Source organism: Bordetella ansorpii, assembly GCF_900078705.1.
Lineage (GTDB): Bacteria > Pseudomonadota > Gammaproteobacteria > Burkholderiales > Burkholderiaceae_B > Bordetella > Bordetella ansorpii_A.
Window position 1 is genome coordinate 834,839 of the sequence record NZ_FKIF01000002.1, and the last position, 21,847, is coordinate 856,685.

The window sequence follows — 21,847 nt, forward strand, 5'->3', positions numbered from 1 at the left end:
TTCCTCTGCGTCAGGTGTCTGATGCAGCGCAGTCTGACGAGGGAGGGTGAGCGGGCGATGAAGTGTGTGAGGGGAATGTGAAGTTCTTGCCTGCGCTTGCCGGCAGGCGTGGCTTCAAGCGTGCGAAGCTTTCTGGATGACGCTTGCGATCCATTGGTTCAGGCTTTCGCCATGTGCCGCCGCTGCTGCGGCGGCGGCTTCGTGGATGGCAGGCGGCACTCTGAGTACAAATTTTCCGGAGAAATGCTTGCGGGGTTCGACGCCTCTCGCGCGGCACTCTTGCAGGAAAGTCTCCAGCGAGATTTTTCCTTCGTGGCGTAGCCCCTCGACATCCGTAGCGCAGAAGTCTGCTCCGCCATTCAATCTCCTTTCCGTTCTTTCCAGGTTGTTCGGTCCCGGCATTAGGACGCTATTACCCCGCCGGAAACCTCAGCCGTGCTGTCAACCCCGGTTCTGCCGGTGTCAGTTCCAGCGATCCGCCATGCAGCGCCATCACCTGTTCCACGATGGCCAGGCCCAGGCCGCTGCCCTTGTCGCCGCCATTGGGCCGGGCGGTGGAATAGAAGCGCTTGTCCAACTGCGGCAGGGCATAGTCGGGAACCCCTGGCCCATGGTCGCGCAGCTCAAACAGGACATGCGCGCCGTCGCGCCACACGGACAGGTCCAGCAAGGCACCCTCGGGCGAGAAGTCCAGCGCGTTGGCCAGCAGGTTGCCGATGGCCAGAGCGACCAGTTCGGCGTCGCCGCGGGTTTCGGCGGTTTCCTGCCGCAGCCAGCGGACCTGCAATCCGCGCTGGCCGATGCGCGCCTGCTGAGCCAGCAGGGCCCGGGCCGCGCAGCTGTCCAGCCGTATGCGCGGGGCGTGGGCCAGGCTGCCGCGGCTTTCCAGCTTGGACAGCTCCAGCATGCGGTCCACCAGCACGCGCAGCCGTTCGGACTGCTCCAGCACCTGCATGGCGAAGAGCTGGCGGTCGGCCGCGGGCAGGGGATCCTGCAGCAGTTCGCCGGCGCCGCGTATCGCGGCCAGGGGGCTTTTCAGTTCGTGGGTGAAGGCGCGCACGACCTGTTCCATGTGTTCGCGGCCCTCCAGGCGCAGGCGCATGGCTTCCATCGCGCGCGCCAGGTCGCCCAGTTCGCCGGGCAGGCGCGGCACGGCCAGGGCCTGCCCGGCCTGCACGTGCTGCGCGTAGTGCCTCAGCCGGCGTACCGACCACACGATCCACAGCGTGACCAGCACGCCCACCAGCAGCGACAGGCCGAACAGCCAGCCGCCGGCCACCAGCACCTTGCGCTCGGCGCGGTCGACGAACCGGGCCATCGTCGACGCCGGCTTGGAGACCGTCAGCACGCCCAGCAACCGGCCGTCGCGCTGAACGGGGGCGGCCACGTACATGGTGCCGTCTTCGTTCTTCTGCGCGGATTCGTGGGTGGAGCGCGCGCCGTACTCGCCGCGCAGGGTGCGCATCACGTCGTTCCAGCGCGAGTAGTCCTGGCCCACTGCCGAAGGCGTGCGCGAGTCGAGCACCACGCGGCCGGTGGCGTCGGTGACGTAGACGCGGAAATCCAGCGAGCGCTTGTCCAGGCCCCAGATGCGGGCATTGACGGGGCGCGTGGCGTAGTCGCGGATGCCGCGGGCCAGTTCGCTGTCTTCCAGCGTGCCGCCCGGCGGCATGGCGGCCAACGGACCCGCCGCCTGTTCGGCCAGCAGGTTGGACGTGTCGACCAGGATGTCTTCCATCACCTCGCGCGCGCTGGGCTTGATCTCGACCACGAAGGCGCGCAGCACGAAGACGGCCGCCAGGCCCGCGATGAAGAAGAAGCCCAGCAGCAGGCGCAGGCCGAGTTTCATTGGTGGGCCGGGGGGGTCATGCCGCCGGCAGTTCCAGCGAATACCCCAGCCCGCGATGGGTGACGATGGGGTCGAGGTCGGGGCGGATCTCGCGCAGCTTGGCGCGCAGCGTCTTGATGTGCGTATCGACGGTGCGGTCGCCGCTGTCGGCGCTGTGGCCCCAGACGGCATCCAGCAGCGCGTCGCGCGTGTGGATGCGGCCGGGGGCGTGCAGCAGGCGCTGCAGCAGGCCCAGTTCCCGGCGGGTCAGCGCCAGCCACTGGCCGCTGAAGCGGATGCGGCTGCCGGCCTCGTCGACGTCGAACAGCGGCTCGGCCATCACCCGGGGGGCGGTGGCCGTGGAGGGCATGCGGCTGCGGCGCAGCAGTGCGCGCACGCGCGCCACCAGTTCGCGCGGGCTGAAGGGCTTGGCGATGTAGTCGTCCGCGCCCAGTTCCAGGCCGAGCACCCGGTCGATCTCGTCGCTGCGCGCGGTCAGCAGGATCACGGGCAGGGTCGAGCCCGCGTGGCGGAGCTCGCGGCACAGGTCCAGGCCGCTGCCATCGGGCAGGCCGACGTCCAGCACGGCCAGGTCGGGGGGAGTGGGGCCGGACAGGATCGGCCGGGCCTGGGCGACCAGGGACGTATGCTGCACCGCCAGGCCTTCGCGTTCGAAGGTGTAGGCGATGGTGCGCGCGATGGCGGGGTCGTCTTCGAGCAGGAGCAGGCGTGACGGCATGGCAGGCGAAGTAGGGGGGGCGGGACGGGCCACGGACCGCGGCAACGTACATCATGCGGCATATGCGTGGCCCCGTTCCAGCGCAATGCTACCGCGCCCGCGCCCGGCGGGCCGCTAGAAGCGGTAGATCCGCGCCGGATTGTCCACCAGGATCCTGTGACGCAAAGCCGGGTCCGGCAGCCATCGATGCAGGGTGTTGAGCAGCCTGCCGTCATCCGGCACGTCGCCCGCCTCGAAATAGTTGATGTGCGGCCAGTCCGTGCCCCACACGATCCGTTCCGGATTCGCGGCGACCAGTGCGCGCACGTAAGGGTCGATGTCTGCGTAGTCGCCGCGCTGGTTGGTGTTGCGGTCCGCGCCGGATATCTTGGTCCATGCTCGGCCGCCGGCCAGCATGCGGCAGAGCTGCTGGAACCCCGGATCGGCGGTGCCCAGCGTGGCATTCATGCGGCCCATGTGGTCGACGACCAGCGGGACGTCCAGCTTTTCCAAACGCGGCGCCAGGTCCGCCAGGTCGGGCGCGTGGATCCATATCTGCGCATGCATGTCCAGGTCGCGCATGGCGGGCGCCAGGGCTTCGAGCGCTTCCAGGCCGACCCCGTTCCGGTAAACCTTGGCGCCGCCCACGGCATACAGGTTGAAGCGCAGGCCGCACACGCCGGCATTGCGCCATGCGCGCAGCGTGCCCGCCTCCGTGGCCGCGTCCGCCACCGCCACACCTCGCAATCGGTCGGGATGGGCCTTCAGGGCGTCCAGCATGGACTGGTTATCGGTGCCGTACGCGCTGGCCGTGACGATCACGCCTCGCTCGAAGCCGATGCTGCTCAGGTGCGCCAGGAAGGCCTCGCAAGGATTTTCCGGCGGCGTGTAGCTGCGCTCGGCCGCGAGCGGATAGCGGTCGAACGGTCCGAAAATATGGGCATGGCTGTCGCACGCATGGGCAGGGATGTCGAACCGCACGGGTTGGACGGTGTCGTGCGGGGGGAGGCAGGTTCTGGACATGATATTTTCAACGGGTGGATGCGGGAGTTAGTGCGACAGCTTGCCTGCCTCGCTCAGCCGCTTCGCCTGTGCGCTCTCCTGGTCGATCATGGCGGAGAATGCGCCGGGCTCGGACCATTTGGCCGTGCTGCCGATCGCCTCCAGCGAGGTCTTTACGGTCTTGTCCCTGGCCACTACCTGCAGAGCCGCATTGAGCCTCCGGACGATCTCGGCCGGCGTGGCGCTGGGCACCAGCAGGCCGGTGCTCGTGGAGGCATCGATGCCCTTGACGCCGGATTCCGCGAGCGTCGGGATGTCGGCCAGGGATGGCACGCGTTCGGCGGTCATCACGGCCAGGGCCTTGAGCTTGCCGCCGTGGATCAGATTGGCCGAGCTGCTGAGCTGGTCGATGACCACGTCGATCTGGCCGCCGGCCAGGTCGACCAGCGCGGGACCGGAACCCTTGTACGAGATGGCGGTGAACTTGCAGCCCGTCGCTTCCTGAAGGTTGATCAGCGCGACGTAATTGGTGGTGCCGATGCCCGAATGACCCACCGTCACTTTGCCGGGGTCATCGCAGGCGGCCTTCAGCAGGCTCTTGATGTCCTGGTATTTTCCGCTGGGATTGACGTCTATCAGCAAAGGGGTGTTGGCGATCATCCCCGCCGACTTGAAATCGCTGGCCGTGTAGCCGGTCGAGGCCATGAAGGGCGCGACTGCGATGGCGTTGGGCGTGGTGACCAGGATGGTGTAGCCATCCGGGTCGGCCTTGGCGACCTGCGCGGCGCCGATGATGCCGCCCGCACCGGGCTTGTTCAGCACCACCACCGTTGCCTTCAACGCCTTGCCCAGCGCGGGAGCAACCAGGCGCGCGGTGATGTCCAGATTTCCGCCGGGCGCGAACGGGACCACCATGGTGATCGGCCTTTCGGGGTAATCGGCCGACGCCAGCGCAGGCGCCAGCGACGTACAGAGGCATGCAAGCGAAACCGCGAGCGGCTTGAGGGTCATGATTGTCTCCTTGATTTTTTATGCCAGGACGGGCAGGCTCGGGGCCTTGCGCTGCAAGTCTAGGCAGCGCGGCGTGCGCCGGACAGCCTCCGGAATCGAAGGGGCATTTAATTTAATTAAACGCGGCGATCATGCCGGCGGGCACCATGGAACTGCGGCAAATCAGCTATTTCATCTCGGTCGTGGAACTGGGCAGCATGGGCAAGGCAGCCCTGTCGCTGGGCGTGACGGCGTCGACCCTGAGCCAGCAGATCAGCCGCCTGGAAGGCGAGTTGTCCACGGTGCTGCTGCAGCGCTCATCCACCGGGGTCGTGCCCACCGAGGCGGGGCTGGAGTTCCTGCGCCGCGCGAAGACCGTGATGCACCACGTCGAGATGGCCTGCACCGCCACGCAGAGCGAAAGGCTGTCCGGCAAGGTCAGCATCGGCATGGCGCCCACGATCGCCCTGAGACTGGCGCTTCCGTTGCTGCGTGCCATGCAGCAGCGTTATCCCAAAATACGCGTGCAGATCGTCGAGGGCATGTCCGGCCACCTGACCACGCTGTTCGAAGCGCGCAAGCTCGATTTCCTGATCAGCTTCGACATCGGCGACAACCCGCGGCTGGGGGTGTTTCCCTTGCTGCGGGAGGGCCTGTTCGTCATGGGCAGGCGCGACCTGCCGGGCATGCCGGACGAAAGCGGGTTCGGCATCGAACACCTGGAGGCGTTGCCGCTGGTGATGCCGACCGGGCGGCATACGCTGGTCACGCTCATCATGAATGCCTTCAGGCTGAAGAACGTGCGGCCCAACATCGTGCTCGAAGTCGATGGCCTGAACACCCTGATGGGAGCGGTCCAGGAGGGGATGGGCGCGGCCATCCACCCGAGTTCCGCCATGGCGCTGATCCGTTCCGGAGGCGTCGCCTGCCTGCCCATCGTCGATCCCTCGCTGTTTCGCACCAGCATACTGATCGGACAGCCCGACGAAGAGCTGACGCCGGCGGCGCTGGCGACGCGCCTCACCTTGAAAAGCGTGGCGCGCACGCTCATCGAAGAGGGACGTTGGGAAGGCGCCCGCCTGGAGCTGCCATCGCCGGCCCGGTCCGACCAATAGGCGCTGGACTGGCGGGCCCAGGGCCAGGCTGTCCAGAAGGATTAAACTGGCACGACACTCCGGCGCGCGCGCCGGCACGCCGACCCACTTTTACGCCAGCGAAAATGAGCACCACCACGTCTCCCACCGCCACTTTCCCGATTCCTTTCAAGACGACGCGTTCGCAGGCGGCGCGGGTACTCGCCGAGCGCGAATCCATCCTTGCCAATCCGGGCTTCGGCAAGCACTTCACCGATCACATGGTCTCGATCGACTGGACGGTGGAGCAGGGTTGGCATGACGCGCAGGTGCTGCCGTACGGTCCGCTGCAGCTGGACCCGGCCGCCTCGGTGCTGCACTACGCGCAGGAAATCTTCGAAGGCCTGAAGGCCTACCGCCACGCCGACGGCTCGATCTGGACGTTCCGTCCCGAAGCCAACGGCGAGCGCATGCAGCGTTCGGCCCGCCGCCTGGCCCTGCCCGAACTGCCCACCGACCTGTTCGTCGAGTCGCTGAAGCAGTTGCTGGCCGTCGATGCCGACTGGGTGCCTTCGGCGCCCGAGACCAGCCTCTATATCCGCCCCTTCATGATCGCCAACGAAAGCTTCCTGGGCGTGCGTTCGGCGCACCGGGCCGCCTACTACGTGATCGCCAGCCCGGCGGGTCCGTACTTCGCCAAGGGCGTGGCGCCGGTGTCGATCTGGCTGTCCACCGACTACGCGCGCGCCGCCAAGGGCGGTACGGGCGCGGCCAAGTGCGGCGGCAACTACGCCGCTTCGCTGCTGCCCCAGCAGGAAGCCTATGAAAACGGCTGCGCCCAGGTGCTGTTCCTGGATCCGCAGGAAGGCAAGTACCTGGAAGAACTGGGCGGCATGAACGTGTTCCTGGTGATGAAGGACGGCACGCTGGTCACCCCCGAGCTGTCCGGCAGCATCCTGGAAGGCGTGACGCGCGCCAGCATCATCCAGTTGGCCCGCGATCGCGGCCACGAAGTGCAGGAGCGCAAGGTCGCCATCGACGAATGGCGTGACGGGGTGGCCTCGGGCCAGGTCGTCGAGGCCTTCGCGTGCGGCACCGCCGCGGTGGTCACCCCGATCGCCGCGCTCAAGGGCAAGGGCTTCGTGGCGGGCGACGAGTCCGCTCCGGCCGGCAAGCTGACCATGGCGCTGCGCCAGGAACTCACCGACATCCAGTACGGCCGCGTGGCCGATCGCCACAACTGGCTGACCCGCCTGGCCTGATCGGAGCACGCTGGGGTCATCGGCGATCCGCGGGCCACACCCCCGAGCTGCCGCGCCGGTGGCTGCCCACCAGATGCGTATCGATCATGCCGGTGGCCTCCATCAGCGCGTGCATGGTGGTGGGGCCCACGAAGGCGAAGCCGCGTTGCCGCAAGGCTTTACTCAAGGCGGTGGAAGCCGCCGACACGGTCGGGATCTGCGCCAGCGTGCGCGGCGCGGGCGTGGCCGCCGGCTGGAACGACCAGATGAATGCCGCCAGGCCGCCGTCCGCGCGCAGCCGCAGGGTTGCCGCGGCATTGCCGATGGTGGCCAGGATCTTGGCGCGGTTGCGCACGATGCCGGCATCGGCCATCAGGCGCGCGACGTCCTCATCGCCAAAACGCGCCACGACGTCGGGGTCGAAGCCACGGAACGCCGCACGAAAGGCCTCGCGCTTGCGCAGGATCGTGGCCCACGACAGGCCCGACTGGAAACCCTCCAGCGCCAGGCGCTCGAACAGGCCCTGTTCGTCCCGCACCGGCATGCCCCATTCGGTGTCGTAGTAGGCGCGCAGCAGGGGATCCACGGCGGCCCAGGGTGGCCGCGCCAGGCCATCCTCGCCCACGATCAGGCCGCTTGCCGAGGCAAGCGGGGACGCTGCTGGCGCTCGCGCGGCAGCGGTGGCGCGGCGGGTGCTTGCCATGATGCCGTGGTCAGGCTGCCAGCGGCCGCGCGGCGGGAGCCTGTTCCAGGCCTTGCCGCGTGCTTTCCAGTTGCAGCAACTGGGCCTTTCTTTCCAGTCCGCCGGCAAAGCCCGTCAGCTTGCCCGACGAGCCGATCACGCGGTGGCAGGGGGCGATGATGGAGATGGGATTGCGTCCGTTGGCCGCGCCCACGGCGCGCACGGCGTCGGGTTTGCCGATCCGCACGGCGATGTCGCGGTAGGTGCGGGTCTGGCCGTAAGGAATGTCCAGCAGCGCCTGCCAGACCTGCTTCTGGAACGCGGTGCCGGCGAAATCGAGGTCCAGTTCGAAGCGGTCGCGATCACCCGCAAAATATTCGTTCAGCTGCCGCTGTACCGCCAGCAGGGCGGGGTGCAGCGGGTCTTCGCGCAGTTCCCCCAGCGGCACGCGGTCGGGGCGGTCGTTTTCCCACAGGATGGCCGCGAGCTTCTCGCCGCGCGCCACCAGCGTCAGCCGGCCCACCGGCGAGGCCATGTGCATGTAGACGCAGGTCATGTCGTCCTCCTGGTTGATTGACGGCGGGGCCGCGTGAGCGAGCCCCATGGACGCCAGTTTAGGAGGACTGCATGGGCGGTGAAACCGGATTCTTGCGGTCGAATCCGGGCCTCATGGAAAAAGCCGGCCGGCCCGCCAGCGGCGCCGGCTACGGGTCCGCCAGCGCGCGCCGGATCGCCTGCAGCACGGAAGGGTGCGCGAGCATCGTGCCATGCATCGCATCGATCTCGAAGGCCCATTCGTCCGCTTGCAGTTGCGATTTCAAGGCGTGCCGCGCCGAATGGCCGCTGCGGCCCGTCCACCAGCACAATGGCCGGATCCGCAACCCGGGCAATGGGGGGGCCTCGTCCGCCAGGCGTTTCAGGTGCCGGGCCACGAAAAAGGCCTTGGCCACCTCGCGGCTGGCCGTGGCATCCCAGGCCTCGTGGGTGGATGGGTCCGAGCGCGCCAGGACGGGTTGCAGCAGTTCCGCGATGGCCTCACGCGCCATCTGCTGCGCCGACGGCCCTCTCAGCACGCCGATGTCCTCTTCGGCGGCGCCCAGCATCGACACGAACGCGCGGAAATCCTGTTGCCAGTCGCGCGGCCGTTCCCGAGCGCCGGCGGGCACGAACGGATCGACCAGGCCGAGGAAGCGGATGGCCTGGCCCGCCTGCTCCAGGCGCGCGCAGACCATGACCGCCAGCGCGCCGCCCAGCGCCCAGCCCAGCAGATGATAGGGACCTTGCGGCTGCACGCAACGGATGGTGTCGGTGTAGTCGTCCGCCATCTGCGCCAGCGAGACGTCGGTATGCCGGGCGTCCGTCAGCATCCGGCACGCCAGGCCGTACACCGTGCGCTCGGCGCGCAGCCGGTCGGCCAGGGGGTGATAGTCGAACACCGAGCCGGTGACCGGATGCAGGCAGAAGAGGGGCAGCGAGCCAGGCACCAGCAGGCCGAGCAGCTCCAGTCCGGCAGGCAGTGTCCGGGGGAGGGAACGGACGTGCGACGGGGATGAGGCGGCATCGGCCGCGCGCCCGCCGCCACGCCTGATGCAGGCCTGTTCCACGTAAGTCAGCAGCGTGGGCCTGTCGCCCGCGATGCCCTCGACCACGCGCCATCCGATGGGCACGGGTGCGCGGTGCGGCCAGAGGGAGTATTGCCCGTCGTCATTGACCAGGACGATGAAGATTCCATCCTCGCGGTCGAAGTGATTGATCGACATGGGACCCTCCTGGCGTGATCCGCGCCTGCTGTCCGTACCCAGTTTATGAAAGCGGTTCCGCGCGCACAACAAAATCATCGAAAAGACGGCCGGGCTCCCGGCTTGCCGTTTCCCAGGGCTGCGCTCGCTTCCGCGGGTTCCGTGGTAGAAATCTGGATCGCGGGTCTGGCGCTTGCTGCAGGTTGCTGGCGCCTTGAATGACATATTTCGACATGGGGGCTGACCATGCCATTCGATCCACATGCTTTCGACTGGAGCGGGACGCCGCTCGGGCCCAAGGCGTCCTGGCCGGCCGCTCTGCGGACTACCTACGACATCGTCATGGCCAACGGTTCCGGCATGTGCGCCGTGTGGGGGCCGGGCATGACGATGCTGTACAACGAGGCCTTCGCGCCGTTTCTCGGCAAGCGTCACCCTGACGCGCTGGGGCGGTCGTTCCAGGAGACCTGGCACGATGTCTGGCACGAAATCGGTCCGCTGGTGGAACGGGCGCTGGCGGGCGAGTCCATCCGCCTCGAGGACATGCACCTGCGCATGACCCGCAACGGACGGGAAGAGGATACGTACTGGACTTTTTCATACAGCCCGTTGCGTGATGGCGACCGGATCGTGGGCGTGCTGGACGTGGCGACCGAGACGACCTCGATGGTGATGACCCGTGAACGGGCCCGCGTCGATGCCGAGCGCGTGCAGTTGGCGCTGGCGGCGGGCGCGATCATCGGCACCTGGGTCTGGCATCTGCCGACCGACTGCTTCACCGTGGACGAGGCCTTCGCGCGCAGCTTCGGGCTGGACCCGGCGCTGGGCCGCGAAGGACTGAGCCTGGAACAGGTGATCGCCACGGTGCATCCCGACGACCGGCGGGGCCTGATCGAGGCCATCGACGAGGTCATTGCCCGCGGCGGCGCCTATGCGCATCAGTACCGCGTGCGCCGCTACGACGGCAAGTACTACTGGCTGGAGGCGAACGGCCGGGTCGAGCTGGCGCCCGACGGCACGCCGCTGAGTTTTCCCGGTGTGCTGATCGACGTGCAGGACCGCCGCGCCGTGGAGGCCGAGCGCGACCATGCGATAGCGCGGCTGCGCACGCTGAACGCCGAACTGGAACAGAAGGTGCTGGCGCAGTCGATGGTGCGCGGCCGCACCTGGCAACTCAGCCCGGACATCCTGGGCGTGCTCAACGAGCAGGGGTATTTCGAGGCTTCCAACCCGGCCTGGCAGACGACGCTGGGCTGGTCCGAAGAGGAAATCGGCCGCACGCACTTCCTGGATTTCCTGCACCCCGATGACCGGATCGAGACCCAGGCCGCGTGGGAAGCGTTGAAGGACAGCGGCGTGATCGCGCCGCGTTTCGAGAACCGCTATCGCCACAAGCGCGGCGGATGGCGCTGGCTGGCGTGGGTCGGCGTGCCCGACGCAGGCAAGCTGTACTGCGCGGCGCGCGATGTGACCGCCGAAAAGGAAGCGCAGGCGGAACTGGTCAGGCGCACCGAAGAGCGCGACCGCCTTTGGGAAACCACCAACGATCTGATGGGCAGCGCTGGCCAGCACGGTTACCTGAAGGCCATCAATCCGGCATGGAGCGCGCAACTGGGCTGGAGCCGCGACGAACTGCTCGGGCAGCCGTTCAGCGCCTTGTTCAAGCCGGCCGACCGCGCCCGCATCACCGAGGCCATGCGCCGCCTGGTCGAGGGCGAGGAGATCGGCGGCTTTGGGGGCGGCGTGCTGTGCAAGGACGGCAGCGAGCGCGAGATCATCTGGACCGCCAGCTTCGATGCCGCGATGGGCGTGTTCCACATGGTCGGCCACGACGTGACCGAACTGCACGCGGCCGAGGCATCGTTGCGCCAGGCGCAGAAGATGGAGGCCGTGGGCCAACTGACGGGCGGCCTCGCGCACGATTTCAACAATCTGCTGGCGGGCATCTCGGGCGCGTTGGAACTGATGCATCTGCGTGTCCGCCAGGGCCGCCTGCACGACGTCGAGAAGTACATGGCCGCGGCCCAGGGCGCGACCAAGCGGGCCGCCGCGCTGACGCATCGCCTGCTGGCGTTCTCGCGCCGCCAGACCCTGGCGCCCAGGCCCGCGAACATCGGCCACGTCATCCTCGGCATGATGGACATGATCCAGCGCAGCGTGGGTCCCGGGATCAGCGTCGAGTACGTGCCGTCCGGCGATCCCTGGATCACGCTGGTCGACGTGTCGCAGATGGAAAACGCGCTGCTGAACCTGTGCCTGAACGCGCGCGACGCCATGCCGGATGGCGACCGCATCACCATCACGTCGGCCAACCACTGGCTCGACCGCGGCGCGGCCCGCCAGTTGGACCTGCTCGAAGGCCCGTACCTGGAACTTTGCGTGGTCGACGTCGGCACCGGCATGCCCCCCGACGTGGTGGCGCGCGCCTTCGATCCTTTCTTCACCACCAAGCCGATGGGCGAGGGCACGGGCCTGGGCCTGTCCATGATCTACGGCTTCGCCAAGCAGTCCGGCGGCCAGGCGCGCATTCATTCCGAAGTGGGGCGGGGCACGCGGGTCTGCCTCCACCTGCCGCGTTATCGCGGCGACGTGGCCGAGGAGCCGCATCGGACCGATGATCTGCCGCCGCGGTCCGCCCTCAGCAACGGCACGATTCTCGTCGTGGACGACGAACCCACGGTGCGCATGCTGGTCGTGGACGTGCTGGAGGACCTGGGCTACACCACCATCGAGGCCGGCGATGCCATGTCGGGGTTGAAGGTGCTCGAATCCGATGCGCGCATCGATCTGCTGCTGACCGACGTGGGCCTGCCCAACGGGATGAACGGCAGGCAGATGGCCGACGCGGCCCGCCAGGTCCGGCCCGGACTGAAGGTGCTGTTCATCACGGGCTATGCCGAGAATTCCCTGTTGACCAATGGCCGGCTCGCCCCCGGCATGGCGATCCTGACCAAGCCCTTCGCGGTGGATGTGCTGACGGCGCGGGTGCGCGAACTGATCGCGTCCTGAGCGCGGCCGGCGGGGCGTGCGCGCTGCGTGGATGCGCATTGCCGCCTCCCAGGCATGGTTATCAAGGTGCAAATGAGAATAGTTGCTATCATTCGGGTCGCCGTGCCGCCTCGACGCACGGCTTCCAACCAATAAGAGTTGGCTCGCCCCGATAGGAACCCACATGATCAAGAAGACTTTGATTTCCACGCTCGCGGCCTTTGGCTGCCTGGCTTCCGCCCATGCTCACCAGGTCTGGCTGGAGCAGCCCGACGGCCAGGATGCCGTGCTGCGTTTCGGGGAGTTCGGCGACAACCTGCGTGAAGCCTCGCCCGGCCTGCTGGACAAGTTCGGCAAGCCCACCGCCACGCTGATCACCGCCAAGGGTGCGCAGTCCGCCGAAGGCAAGAAAACCGCCGACGGCTATGCGTTGCCGTTCAAGGCCGCCTCGGGCGACGCCATCGTGGCCGAGGACGCGGCCTATCCGTTGAACACCTACAAGCAGGGCGACAGGAGCATCACCGGCTGGTATCACCCCGCCGCGCGCTACATCACCGGCTTCACCGAGCAGTCCCCCAGGCTGACCCTGGACATCGTGCCCACGGGCAAGCCGGGCGAACTGAAGGTGACGTACAAGGGTCAACCGCTGCCCAAGGCCAAGGTCGCATGGGTCGTGCAGTCGGGCTGGGCCAAGGAGGGCTGGACCGACGAGAAGGGCCTGGTGACGTTCGACATGCCGTGGCAGGGCGCGTACGTGGCCGAAGTGGGCCACGCCGACCGTGCGGGCGGCGAGCGCGACGGCAAGAAGTACGACGTGGTCAACTACGTGACGTCGCTGACCTACGTGAAGCCGGACGGTGCTGCGGCCATCCCGGCGGGTCCCGCCGCCACGCCGCACAAGTAAGGCGTCCTGTCATCGCGCGGGGCGCATCACGCGCCCCGGCGGCTCGCGGCTTCAGGGGGCGCGGGTCTCACCCGGTAAACTGTGCGGTTTTCCCCCACCAGGGCCGTCCATTGTCCAACCCTGACCAGACCGTCTCGCTCGACTCGCCCCTGGCGGAAGACGCCGAGGCGGGCAATACCTTCGAGGGCTATTTCCGCGATCCCAGCCTGGCGCTGGAGTCGCCGGTGGCCTGGGCGCTGGGACAGCGCCTGGACGTGCTCGACGCCCTGCGCGGCCTGCTGTCGGGCGGCCATGCGGCCGCGCGCTTGCGGGTATGGGCGTTCCTGGAGATCGCCGGCCAGCCCCAGGCCCGCCTGCAACGCGACGACCTGAACCTGCTGCTGCACGCGCTCAAGCCCGAGGCGCTGGACATGGCCCTCAAGCGCCTGCGCGAACTGGGCCTGCTGGCGTGGGACGCCACGGCCCAGGACTATCGCCTGCCGCCGCTGGCGCAGCAGGTGCAGGCGATGCTGGCGCCCTTGTCGCGCGCCTCCAGCGAGGACGACGACATGGCCGCGCTGCTGGCGCAGGTCGCGGGCGCCCAGGCATTGGGCCTGTCCGATGCCGGCCACATCAAGCATCTGCACGCCCAGCTGGCCCGCCTGCACGACGAATTCGCCGACGCCATCGCCAGCGGCTCCGAGGCGCGTCTGCGCGAGGCGCAGCCGCGTTTCGAACGGGCGTTGGGCCTGGTGGAGCGCGCCGGCGAGGCACTGACGGCCCTGATCCGCAGCGAGCATGGCGACCCCCGCCTGGAGCGCGAGGCGCGCGCGCTGGGACACGGCCAGGCCCGCCTGCTGTCCATGGCCAGCCAATTCACACGGGCCATGCAGCAGGCCGACCGTCAACGCGTCACGCTGGGCAGCACCGGCATCACCAGTTCCGACGTGCGGCATTGGCTGCAATCCCATCCCGCCCTGCATGAACTGGTGGGCGAATCCCTGTCCACGGGCGTGCGCCCGCTGTTCGCCAGCGCCGCCGACCTGCTGGACGTGGCCGAAGGCGAATTCGAGCGCGACCGGCCCGATCCCCATCGTTCCACGGGGCTGCCTCCGCCCGCCGAGGCGGCCGAGGGCCAGATCGAGGCGTTGCGCATGCCGGCCGAGCTGGGCGCGTTGATCGGCTTGCTGGCCGATTGGCAGAACGCGGCCGCCGAGGGCGCGCCGCCCGCGCCGCAACCCGTCGCCCAGGCCGTGCTGGGCGGCCGTTTCGCCCAGGCGGCCTATCGCATGCAACTGCTGCCGCTGCTGGGCGATGCGCAGGCGCGCACGCTGCAGGGCCAGACCGGCGACCTGGCGCGTTCGCCATGGCGCGCGGTGCTGACCGCCAGGGTGGTGAAGGTCGACGACGAACACGTCGCCAGGCTCAGCGCGGGGCACCTGCATCCGGACATCCAGGAAAAAAATGACTGATTCCCTCGACGAAGCCGCCGTGCTGGCGGCCGAACTGCTGGCGCGCCGCTGGCTGCCCCGCAAGCACCCCAGGGTGCGCCGCGCCCTGGTCGACGCCGACCTCTGGCAGGCCGTGCAAGACCGGCTGGCCCAGGTGGGCCTGCGCCTGGTGGACAACATCCATTCCGACCATGTCTCGGTGGCGCTGCTGCGCGGCGCCGAGACCGCCGTGTTCGGCGAAGCCGGCCTGAATGCCAGCAACAACGCGGACCTGCCGCGCGACGGTATCTCGTTGCTGGTGGTGCTGTGGGCCCTGATCATCCTGCCCAAGCGCGAACGCCAGGCGGCTCGCGCCAGCAGCGCCGAGGGCGAACGGCAGAACGAGATGTTCCAGGCCGAACGGCCGATGCCCAGCGCGGCCGAAGTCAGCCCCATCGTGTCGTACCGGGCACTGCTGGCCGACTTCGGCGCGCAGCTGGGCCGCAAGACGCGCCTGGACACCAACCTGCGCCGGCTGGAAACCCATGGCTTCGTCGTGCGGCGCGGCGACGACATCGCCGAAGGCCCGCTGCTGGACCTGCTGCTGGACTACGACACGATGGCGCCACGCATCCTGGATGGCGCCCTGGGCAGCGTGCTGGCGCGCACGCAGAAGATGGCCGAGCCGGACGAACTGGCCGAAGCCGGCGCCGATACCGATTCCGCGGAAGGACTGTCCTGATGTTTCACCTGCAAAGCCTGGAACTGCTGCAATGGGACTACTGCCAGCGGCTGTCGCTGCCGCTGGACGGCGCCATCATCACGGTGGCCGGCCCCAACGGCTCGGGCAAGACCACGCTGCTGGATGCCATGCGCACGCTGCTGGGGCTGGAATGCTCGGGCGGCCGCAACTACAAGACCTACGCCCGCCACGCCAACGCCGACATGACGTGGCTGCGCGCCGTCGTGGACAACAAGCCGCATGGCAGGCAGACCTCCAGCCGGCCGTTCGCGCGCAACCTGCTGTATTCGGACCAGGTCACGCTGGCCTGCCGCATCGACCGCAACAGCGGCGACTGGCAGCGGCGCTACATCATGGTCGAGGGCGACGTCTCTATCGAAACCTTGATGGAACTGCCGCAGAAGGATTGGCTGGGCATCGAGCACTGGCGCAAGCGGCTCGAGGGCGCGGGCCTGTCGCGCGCCATCGCCCGCGTGCTGGCGCTGGAGCAGGGCCAGACCGACCGCCTGTGCGAATACTCGCCCAAGGAACTGCTGCGCCTGGTCTTCGACGTGTTCGGCGACCAGGAAGTGCTGGACCGCTACGAAGAGGCGCGCCGCCATCAGCGCGAACTGCTGGATGAGGTGGAAGCGGCCGAGCGCGAACTGTCGCACAGCCAATTGCAGTTGTCGCATCTCGAGTCGCGCGTGACTCGCTATCGCGACTACCAGGCGCGTTTGCGCGAACGCGAACGGCTGGCCACTGAAGTGGTGCCCGTGCTGGCCTGGCACGAGGAGCGCCAGGATCTGGCCGGCAAGCTGCGCGACGTGCATCGCCAGCGCCTGCATCAGGCCGGCGAGGTGCGCCAGCGCGCCGGCTACCGGCAGTCGTTGCTGGAGCTGCTGCAGGCCAAGACCGACGCCGCGCAGGCCGTGCAGCGTCTGGAAGCCGACCGCGCCGCGGCGCGTGCCGCGCAGGAACAGGCGCGCGACGCCGAGCGTCCCGTCGAAGAAGTGCTCAAGCACGCCGCCGAGCTGCGCAAGCTCGCCGAGGTCGAAGGCGACGCCGCCTTGCTGGCCGAGCGCGTGCAGGCCCTGGAACAGGAAAAGGCCACATTGGCCGCGCAATGGCATGCGCTGCAGGCGCAGCGCGACGCCGCGCAGTCGTCGCTGGACGGCCTGCAAGGACAACGCCGTGCGCCGCCGCCATCCGAAGTATTGCGCTTCCAGCGCGTGCTGCGCCAGGCCGGCATCGACCATCATGTGATGGCCGACGTGATCGAGATCGCCGACGAGCAATGGCGCGCCGCCGCCGAAGGCGTGCTGCGCGCGGCGCGGTGGGTCGTGGTGCTGGGCAATCCCGCCGACGAGGGCCGTGCCATGGCCCTGGCCGAGCGCGAACGCTATCGCCACTATCTGGTGCCGGAGTCGGCCGATGCGCCGGCCCGTCCCGATCCGGACAGCCTGCTGGCCGTGCTGCGTTTCTCCGCGCCCGCGCCGGTCTGGCTGCTTCGGCAACTGGGCCAGATCCGCCGCGTGGCCGATACGCAGGCCGGCAGCCGCCAGGGCGGCGAATGGATCACGCCCGAGGCCTATTACCGCGATCCGCGCGGTGGCCGCAGCGTGTGGGTGGAGCCCGCCGAGCACCAGTTCGGCGCCGCCGCCGTGCTGGGCCGCCGCACCGCGCTCGAACAGCGCCTGGCTCGCATCGACGACGAGATGACCGCGCTGGCGCAAAAGCAGCGCGAGATCCGCCGCCAGACCGACGCCGCGCAAGCCGCCGCCAAGGGGCACCGGGCCGCCGAGGAACTGGCCCGGCGCGCCGAGGAATTCGAGCAGGCGCGCCGCGAACTGCCGGCCCTGAAGCAGGCGCGCGCCCAGGCCGGCGACCGCTGGCAGGCGCTGGAAGAGGAACATTCCAAGGCCCTGCTGACGCAGCATCGCACTAAGTCCGAATACGACCGCGTGCAGCGCAGCCTGACCGACAGCGAACGCAATGCCCAGAATGCCGAACGTGAGCTGCGTGAACGCCATGAGGCGCTGCGCGAGCGGGCGGCGGCTTCGCGCGAGACGCGCAAGCGTTTTCCGGCGCGCTGGATCGCCGCCGATACCCTGGACGAGCTGCGCGGCCACTACACCAACGCCACGCAGGCCCGCCTGCGCGCCGAAACGGTCCAGCGAGAACTGGATGACGGCGAATGGGAGACCGATCCCACCGTCGAGGACAAGCACGTCCTGATGCAGGCCACCGTGGCCGGCCAGCAAGGGGAACTGAGCCAACGCCGCGCCAGCAACGACGCGGCGGCCGTGGCGGTCAACAACGCCCGTGAGCGCTACATCGACGTGCTGCGCGCCACGGTGCGGCGCTATCGGCAGAACATCGTCGAGCTGGGTACGCTGGCCGGCGTCGAGGTGGGCGCCGACATGCCGCACCTGGACAACGACGACACCGTGCTGCGCCAGGCGGAACTGCGCGTGCGCTTCAACTTCGACGGCAAGGGCCAGATCGGGCTGAACGACGGCGAGGCTTCCGGGGGGCAACAGGTGATCAAGTCGCTGATCCTGTTGGTGGGCCTTTTGAAGGACGAGGAAACGCCAGGCGGCTTCGTCTTCATCGACGAACCCTTCGCGCACCTGGACGTACGCAACATCCAACTGGTGGGTCATTTCCTGAAGTCCACGCGCGCGCAGTACGTGTTGACCACGCCGATCACGCATAATGTCGAGGTGTTCGAGCCTGCGGATATCACGCTGGTCACCGCGAAGAAGCCGCGCGACGCGCGCTGGGCGCCGCCCATCGGCGTGCTGCAGCGGCGCACCGAGAAGCACTGATCGAGGCGCCGCGCGCATGTCGAACCCTCATGAACAGGCCTGGGACGATGTGCCGCGCGGACGCAATGCCCGTGATCGCCGCGCGCGGCGCCCCGTGCCGGACGCCTTGCCCGAGGCCTTGACCCCGGAGGACAGGACGCTGCTGCGCGGATGGGTACGTTCCGACGCCAGCCGCCGTAGCCGCGCCGTCCTGATGACCGAGGCGGGCCAGAACGGTATCGAACGGGCCGAAGCGCTTTGCGACGCGCTGCTGCGCCAGGGATGGCTCGTTCGCCACGAGAAGCTGCGCGGCGGCGTCTGGTCCTGGGATGCCGTCACGTGGCGAGACTTGCCCCGGCTGCAGGCACTGTTGGGGATCACGGGCCCGCGTGAACGGGGGCGGCAACGCCAGGACCGCATCGCGCAGGCCCAGGCATGGCTGGAGGCGCGAGCGGCCATGCCGGATACCCACAGGCTCGATCCCGACCTGCATGACGAGCTTGCCCAGGCCCTGGAGCGGTTGCGCGGCGACAAGTCGCTGCGGATCGACGTACTGGATACGCGTCTGGACCTGCTGAATGCCTTGGCCGATTGGCATGACGCCGGCGCACAGGGCATGCGGCGCGATTTTGCGCTGCGCGCGCAGGGGGCGACCAAGTCGATCAGCCTGGCGGACTGGCGCTGGCTGGAGGCGAGCTTCGATCTGGAGCGGCTGAATATTTCGAATTTCGCACCGCTGATCTGGTTGGCGGGAGACCTGTTGCTATCACGGCAGGGCCGGCGCATCGATGTGGGCGCCGTGCGCTTCCAAGGCCTGCCGATCGAGGACGTGGGCCGCGCCGACTCGGCCAGGGGCCCGGCTCGCTGGTGGCTTGTCGAGAACCGGGCCAGCTTCGAGCGCCAAGCCGCGAAGCTGGCTCCCGAGGTCGCGCTGGTCTGGTTGCCTGGCCGTCCAGGCCGCCAATGGCTGCAGGCGATGGCGCACCTGCTGTCGTTATTGCCCGCGCCCGCCTGGATCAGTGCGGACGCGGATCCGGCCGGCGTCGATATCGCCTGCGCGGTGGGCTCGCTCTGGGAAGGCCTGGGACTTCCTTGGGAACCGCACCTGATGGATGCCGGGCAGTTGGACGCGGCCCGGCAGAATTGGCCGCTCAATGCGCATGACCGCCGCTTGATCGGCGCGTTGCTGCAACGGCCGGCCTTGCCCGCCGTGCTTCGGGATCTGTGCGAAGCGATGGCCGCCTCTTCGCGCAAAGCCGAGCAGGAAGGCTGGCTGTAGGCCCTGGAAACCGGCCGGCATCGATCCCGGATGTGCTGGCCGGCAGCGCGATGCCCACCAGCATGGCAGGCAGGTGTTCCGCCGGGCCCAAGCGCTGCCTTCTTTGCAGAAGGCCCGTCTTGTTTCCGGAGTCGATCGGGGGATCAGAACTTGTGGCGGATACCCACGGCCATGGCCGTGCCCTTCACGTCTTCCCGGAAGGCGTAGCTGTTGCCGTAGGCCGCGCAGGCGTACAGGTCGGTGCGCTTGCTCAGGTCGTACGTGCTGCCCAGGGCGATCAATGAGTCTGTTGCTGGCGACGCAGTTCATGGTATCGGGCGAGGCGTCGCTGGTACTCGGCCGAATTCGTATCGGGGGTCTCCTGGCGGCGGGTCAACTCGGCCATGCCCGATTTCACCCAGGCGTCGAGGTCCTGCCGGACGGCTTCGCGGGTCGTGGGGGCAGCGGGGGAGGGCTGCGCCGTGGTGGGGGCGGTTTGCGCCGTGGCGGCGTGCGCGATGAGCAGTGCCGAGGCGGCCAGCAGCATTTGCCGGGTAAGCATGATGCATCTCCTTTGTACGTCATGGATGGAAGGGCGTGGCTACGCCATTTCCGCACGAGCGATTATGGAGAGCGCCCTGTCCGGCGGCGTGTGCGTTTTCTCACATCGCGGCGCGATTCGATCAGGCCGATACCTGCTGCTCGAACTGCCGCGTCAGCGCCGCGACGTCGGTCACGCACAGCACGTGGCCGCTTTTGTTCAGGAGGCCCTTGCGCGTCAGGGCGCCCAGCTCGCGCGTGACCTGCTCGCGGCTGGTGCCGATCATGCTGGCCAGCGCGCTGTGCGCGGGCGCGTGTGCGATGCGGGCCCGGTTGCCGTCGACCTCGGCGGACTGCACCAGCCGCAGCAACTGCGCCAGCAGGCGGCTGCGCACGTCCAGGGTGCTGAGCTCGACCACGCGCTGGTACAGCGCGCGCGTCTTGTCCGTCAGGCCGCACAGCAGGCGATAGGACAGCCTGGGCTCTTCGCGCAGCCACTGCAGGACGCGGGTGTGGTCCAGGCGCGCCACCAGGCTGGGTTCGACGGCCACGCGCTTCTGCGCGGTGGCCGCGCCGCCGATGGCAGCCATCTCGCCGAAGTGATCGCCAGGCGCCATGTCGGCGATGGTGACCGTCTTGCCATTGGCCGCGTGGGTCATGATGCGGATGTGCCCCGCCACCAGGAAGTACAGCGATTCCTGGTCCCGCCGGCTGTCGGGCAATGCCTGCTGCGCGTCCAGGCGCAGCCATTGGCATTGCACGGCCAGGGCATCCAGTTGCGCCGTGGACAGCACGTCGAGCAGGCGGACCCGGCGCAGGGCCAGGGAGCTGGGGGGCAGGGCGGACGGCATGGAGAAAGGGAATCCAAGGGCGCGGGCAGGGGCGCGCGTACCCGATGATAGGTCCGGGCCACCTGTACTGCTGTTGGAATCAGTTTTTCATTTCTGGCGAAATCGGCAGGCGTCCGATTCGCCGGTGCAGTGGCTGACCGACCCCCGGTAATGGGCGGTAATATATGTGCTTGTTTCTTCCGGCCATATGCTGCGTGGCCACCCCCTGCGGCCCGACTGTGCAAGGTTCTTGCCATGACCGTCCACCTGCGCGTTCATCCCCCGTCCTGAATCCGTGCGCCGCGCGCGTGACGCGCGGCTGCCCGGGTTGGCGCGCCGGCCGCATGGGACATGCCCCACGCCGGCGTTCCTTCATCCGCCTGCGCCGATCCGCGCGGCGGCACAACTCTGCGAGACAGTCATGTCGACAACGACCCCCGGCGACGGGGCCGATTTCTGGGATGCGGGCGAGATGGGCTGCGGCGAGCTCATCCTGAAGCTGCGCAAGCACCTCAAGCGCATGCCCGGACAGGTGATGCGCGTGGTGGCGCATGACGCCGGCGCGATCCACGACATTCCCGCTTTCTGCCGCATGACCCGCAACGAACTCGAACGTTACGAACCCGAGACCCACACCTTCTGGATACGGTCGCGGTCGGACTGGTAGGCCGGCGATCCCGTCATCGCCTTTTTCTTCTCATTTTTGATACGGAGATTCACCATGGCTGGAAAATTCGTCGTTTCCCTGACCTGCTCGAAGGACAACACCGATCGTGCCACGGTGGCATTCGTCGTCGCCAACGCCGCCGTCGCGTCCGACAAGCAGACCCTGGTCTTCCTGTCGATCGAAGGCACCCGCCTGTCGCAAAAGGGCTATGCCGACGACATCCACGAAGAGGGCTTCGCGCCGTTGAAGGAACTGATGGACAACTTCGTGGCCGCCGGCGGCGAGATCTACGTCTGCTCGCCGTGCTTCAAGAAGCGCGCCCTGGACGAGAACAACCTGGTGGCTGGCGCGAAGATCGTCGGCGGCGCCAAGCTGGTCGAGTTCATGAGCGACAACGCTCCCAGCATCAGCTATTGATTTTTCCTGGGCGCCGCGGCGCCCTCGTCT

The 21,847-nt window shown here is 68.3% G+C and carries 20 protein-coding genes and 1 pseudogene; 10 read left to right on the plus strand and 11 right to left on the minus strand.

Annotated features, from left to right (window positions below; genetic code table 11):
* Nucleotides 1–114: 114 nt before the first annotated feature.
* The 5 genes from A6745_RS27705 to A6745_RS07465 all read right to left on the minus strand — a co-directional run bounded on the left by A6745_RS27705 (nt 115) and on the right by A6745_RS07465 (nt 4,559).
* Entirely contained in the window at nt 115–363 is a 249-nt protein-coding gene (locus A6745_RS27705) for a type II toxin-antitoxin system HicB family antitoxin (protein ID WP_231885929.1), read from the minus strand.
* Nucleotides 364–412: 49 nt separating this feature from the next.
* Nucleotides 413–1,849, minus strand: coding sequence for a two-component system sensor histidine kinase CreC (gene creC, locus A6745_RS07450; protein ID WP_066125239.1), 1,437 nt, complete (start codon nt 1,847–1,849; stop codon nt 413–415).
* Between the two features lie 16 nt (nt 1,850–1,865).
* Nucleotides 1,866–2,567, minus strand: coding sequence for a two-component system response regulator CreB (creB, locus tag A6745_RS07455; protein ID WP_066125242.1), 702 nt, complete (start codon nt 2,565–2,567; stop codon nt 1,866–1,868).
* 114 nt (nt 2,568–2,681) lie between these two features.
* Nucleotides 2,682–3,569, minus strand: coding sequence for an amidohydrolase family protein (locus A6745_RS07460; protein ID WP_066125244.1), 888 nt, complete (start codon nt 3,567–3,569; stop codon nt 2,682–2,684).
* 27 nt (nt 3,570–3,596) lie between these two features.
* On the minus strand, nt 3,597–4,559 hold the full coding sequence (locus A6745_RS07465; RefSeq protein ID WP_082852937.1) for a Bug family tripartite tricarboxylate transporter substrate binding protein: 963 nt from the start codon (nt 4,557–4,559) through the stop codon (nt 3,597–3,599).
* 146 nt (nt 4,560–4,705) lie between these two features.
* On the opposite strand from A6745_RS07465, the gene A6745_RS07470 reads away from it, so the two are divergent.
* Nucleotides 4,706–5,653: a LysR substrate-binding domain-containing protein gene (locus A6745_RS07470; RefSeq protein ID WP_066125860.1), complete on the plus strand. Its 948-nt coding sequence runs from the start codon at nt 4,706–4,708 to the stop codon at nt 5,651–5,653.
* Between the two features lie 104 nt (nt 5,654–5,757).
* On the plus strand, nt 5,758–6,873 hold the full coding sequence (locus tag A6745_RS07475) for a branched-chain amino acid aminotransferase (protein ID WP_066125247.1): 1,116 nt from the start codon (nt 5,758–5,760) through the stop codon (nt 6,871–6,873).
* 16 nt (nt 6,874–6,889) lie between these two features.
* Here A6745_RS07475 and A6745_RS07480 read toward each other — a convergent pair whose 3' ends face one another.
* The 3 genes from A6745_RS07480 to A6745_RS28545 all read right to left on the minus strand — a co-directional run bounded on the left by A6745_RS07480 (nt 6,890) and on the right by A6745_RS28545 (nt 9,294).
* Nucleotides 6,890–7,555, minus strand: coding sequence for a DNA-3-methyladenine glycosylase I (locus A6745_RS07480; protein WP_066125250.1), 666 nt, complete (start codon nt 7,553–7,555; stop codon nt 6,890–6,892).
* A 10-nt stretch (nt 7,556–7,565) separates the two neighbouring features.
* Nucleotides 7,566–8,090 carry a methylated-DNA--[protein]-cysteine S-methyltransferase gene (locus tag A6745_RS07485; protein WP_066125253.1) on the minus strand — a complete coding sequence of 175 codons (525 nt, stop codon included), beginning with the start codon at nt 8,088–8,090 and terminating at the stop codon, nt 7,566–7,568.
* A gap of 148 nt (nt 8,091–8,238) precedes the next feature.
* On the minus strand, nt 8,239–9,294 hold the full coding sequence (locus A6745_RS28545; RefSeq protein WP_066125255.1) for an MbtH family protein: 1,056 nt from the start codon (nt 9,292–9,294) through the stop codon (nt 8,239–8,241).
* Between the two features lie 321 nt (nt 9,295–9,615).
* On the opposite strand from A6745_RS28545, the gene A6745_RS07495 reads away from it, so the two are divergent.
* From A6745_RS07495 to A6745_RS07520, 6 genes are all read left to right on the plus strand, one after another.
* Complete coding sequence (locus A6745_RS07495) at nt 9,616–12,282, plus strand: PAS domain S-box protein (protein ID WP_197488109.1); 2,667 nt, start codon at nt 9,616–9,618, stop codon at nt 12,280–12,282.
* A gap of 166 nt (nt 12,283–12,448) precedes the next feature.
* Nucleotides 12,449–13,165: a cobalt ABC transporter substrate-binding protein gene (locus A6745_RS07500; protein ID WP_407922722.1), complete on the plus strand. Its 717-nt coding sequence runs from the start codon at nt 12,449–12,451 to the stop codon at nt 13,163–13,165.
* A 110-nt stretch (nt 13,166–13,275) separates the two neighbouring features.
* Nucleotides 13,276–14,616 (plus strand): hypothetical protein, encoded by a 1,341-nt coding sequence (locus A6745_RS07505; protein ID WP_066125262.1) that lies wholly within the window; start codon nt 13,276–13,278, stop codon nt 14,614–14,616.
* Complete coding sequence (locus tag A6745_RS07510) at nt 14,609–15,316, plus strand: DUF4194 domain-containing protein (protein WP_066125264.1); 708 nt, start codon at nt 14,609–14,611, stop codon at nt 15,314–15,316. The genes A6745_RS07505 and A6745_RS07510 overlap by 8 nt, the downstream gene beginning before the upstream one ends.
* Complete coding sequence (locus A6745_RS07515) at nt 15,316–18,126, plus strand: ATP-binding protein (RefSeq protein WP_066125265.1); 2,811 nt, start codon at nt 15,316–15,318, stop codon at nt 18,124–18,126. Before A6745_RS07510 ends, A6745_RS07515 begins: the two co-directional genes overlap by 1 nt.
* A gap of 16 nt (nt 18,127–18,142) precedes the next feature.
* A complete protein-coding gene (locus A6745_RS07520) occupies nt 18,143–19,384 on the plus strand; it encodes a toprim domain-containing protein (RefSeq protein ID WP_082852939.1) in 1,242 nt (413 codons plus the stop codon).
* A gap of 143 nt (nt 19,385–19,527) precedes the next feature.
* On the opposite strand, the pseudogene A6745_RS28550 reads toward A6745_RS07520, so the two are convergent.
* The 3 genes and pseudogenes from A6745_RS28550 to A6745_RS07530 form a co-directional block, all read right to left on the minus strand.
* Nucleotides 19,528–19,656 (minus strand): annotated as a pseudogene (locus A6745_RS28550) (porin); the annotation flags it as partial.
* 5 nt (nt 19,657–19,661) lie between these two features.
* A complete protein-coding gene (locus A6745_RS07525) occupies nt 19,662–19,925 on the minus strand; it encodes a DUF4148 domain-containing protein (protein ID WP_066125267.1) in 264 nt (87 codons plus the stop codon).
* A 121-nt stretch (nt 19,926–20,046) separates the two neighbouring features.
* Nucleotides 20,047–20,754, minus strand: coding sequence for a Crp/Fnr family transcriptional regulator (locus A6745_RS07530; RefSeq protein ID WP_066125269.1), 708 nt, complete (start codon nt 20,752–20,754; stop codon nt 20,047–20,049).
* 400 nt (nt 20,755–21,154) lie between these two features.
* Here A6745_RS07530 and A6745_RS07535 point away from each other — a divergent pair, with 400 nt between their 5' ends.
* Nucleotides 21,155–21,400, plus strand: coding sequence for a sulfurtransferase TusA family protein (locus tag A6745_RS07535; protein WP_066125271.1), 246 nt, complete (start codon nt 21,155–21,157; stop codon nt 21,398–21,400).
* A gap of 54 nt (nt 21,401–21,454) precedes the next feature.
* A complete protein-coding gene (locus A6745_RS07540) occupies nt 21,455–21,817 on the plus strand; it encodes a DsrE family protein (RefSeq protein ID WP_066125275.1) in 363 nt (120 codons plus the stop codon).
* Nucleotides 21,818–21,847: the final 30 nt, after the last annotated feature.

Coding starts and splice junctions, on each gene's coding strand:
- creC (WP_066125239.1), bottom strand. CDS start 1,849: ATGAAACTCGGCCTGCGCCTGCTGCTGGGCTTCTTCTTCATCGCGGGC.
- A6745_RS07480 (WP_066125250.1), bottom strand. CDS start 7,555: ATGGCAAGCACCCGCCGCGCCACCGCTGCCGCGCGAGCGCCAGCAGCG.
- A6745_RS07535 (WP_066125271.1), top strand. CDS start 21,155: ATGTCGACAACGACCCCCGGCGACGGGGCCGATTTCTGGGATGCGGGC.
- A6745_RS07495 (WP_197488109.1), top strand. CDS start 9,616: ATGGCCAACGGTTCCGGCATGTGCGCCGTGTGGGGGCCGGGCATGACG.
- A6745_RS07460 (WP_066125244.1), bottom strand. CDS start 3,569: ATGTCCAGAACCTGCCTCCCCCCGCACGACACCGTCCAACCCGTGCGG.
- creB (WP_066125242.1), bottom strand. CDS start 2,567: ATGCCGTCACGCCTGCTCCTGCTCGAAGACGACCCCGCCATCGCGCGC.
- A6745_RS07520 (WP_082852939.1), top strand. CDS start 18,143: ATGTCGAACCCTCATGAACAGGCCTGGGACGATGTGCCGCGCGGACGC.
- A6745_RS07465 (WP_082852937.1), bottom strand. CDS start 4,559: ATGACCCTCAAGCCGCTCGCGGTTTCGCTTGCATGCCTCTGTACGTCG.
- A6745_RS07515 (WP_066125265.1), top strand. CDS start 15,316: ATGTTTCACCTGCAAAGCCTGGAACTGCTGCAATGGGACTACTGCCAG.
- A6745_RS07470 (WP_066125860.1), top strand. CDS start 4,706: ATGGAACTGCGGCAAATCAGCTATTTCATCTCGGTCGTGGAACTGGGC.
- A6745_RS07530 (WP_066125269.1), bottom strand. CDS start 20,754: ATGCCGTCCGCCCTGCCCCCCAGCTCCCTGGCCCTGCGCCGGGTCCGC.
- A6745_RS07485 (WP_066125253.1), bottom strand. CDS start 8,090: ATGACCTGCGTCTACATGCACATGGCCTCGCCGGTGGGCCGGCTGACG.
- A6745_RS07475 (WP_066125247.1), top strand. CDS start 5,758: ATGAGCACCACCACGTCTCCCACCGCCACTTTCCCGATTCCTTTCAAG.
- A6745_RS07510 (WP_066125264.1), top strand. CDS start 14,609: ATGACTGATTCCCTCGACGAAGCCGCCGTGCTGGCGGCCGAACTGCTG.
- A6745_RS28545 (WP_066125255.1), bottom strand. CDS start 9,294: ATGTCGATCAATCACTTCGACCGCGAGGATGGAATCTTCATCGTCCTG.
- A6745_RS07525 (WP_066125267.1), bottom strand. CDS start 19,925: ATGCTTACCCGGCAAATGCTGCTGGCCGCCTCGGCACTGCTCATCGCG.
- A6745_RS07540 (WP_066125275.1), top strand. CDS start 21,455: ATGGCTGGAAAATTCGTCGTTTCCCTGACCTGCTCGAAGGACAACACC.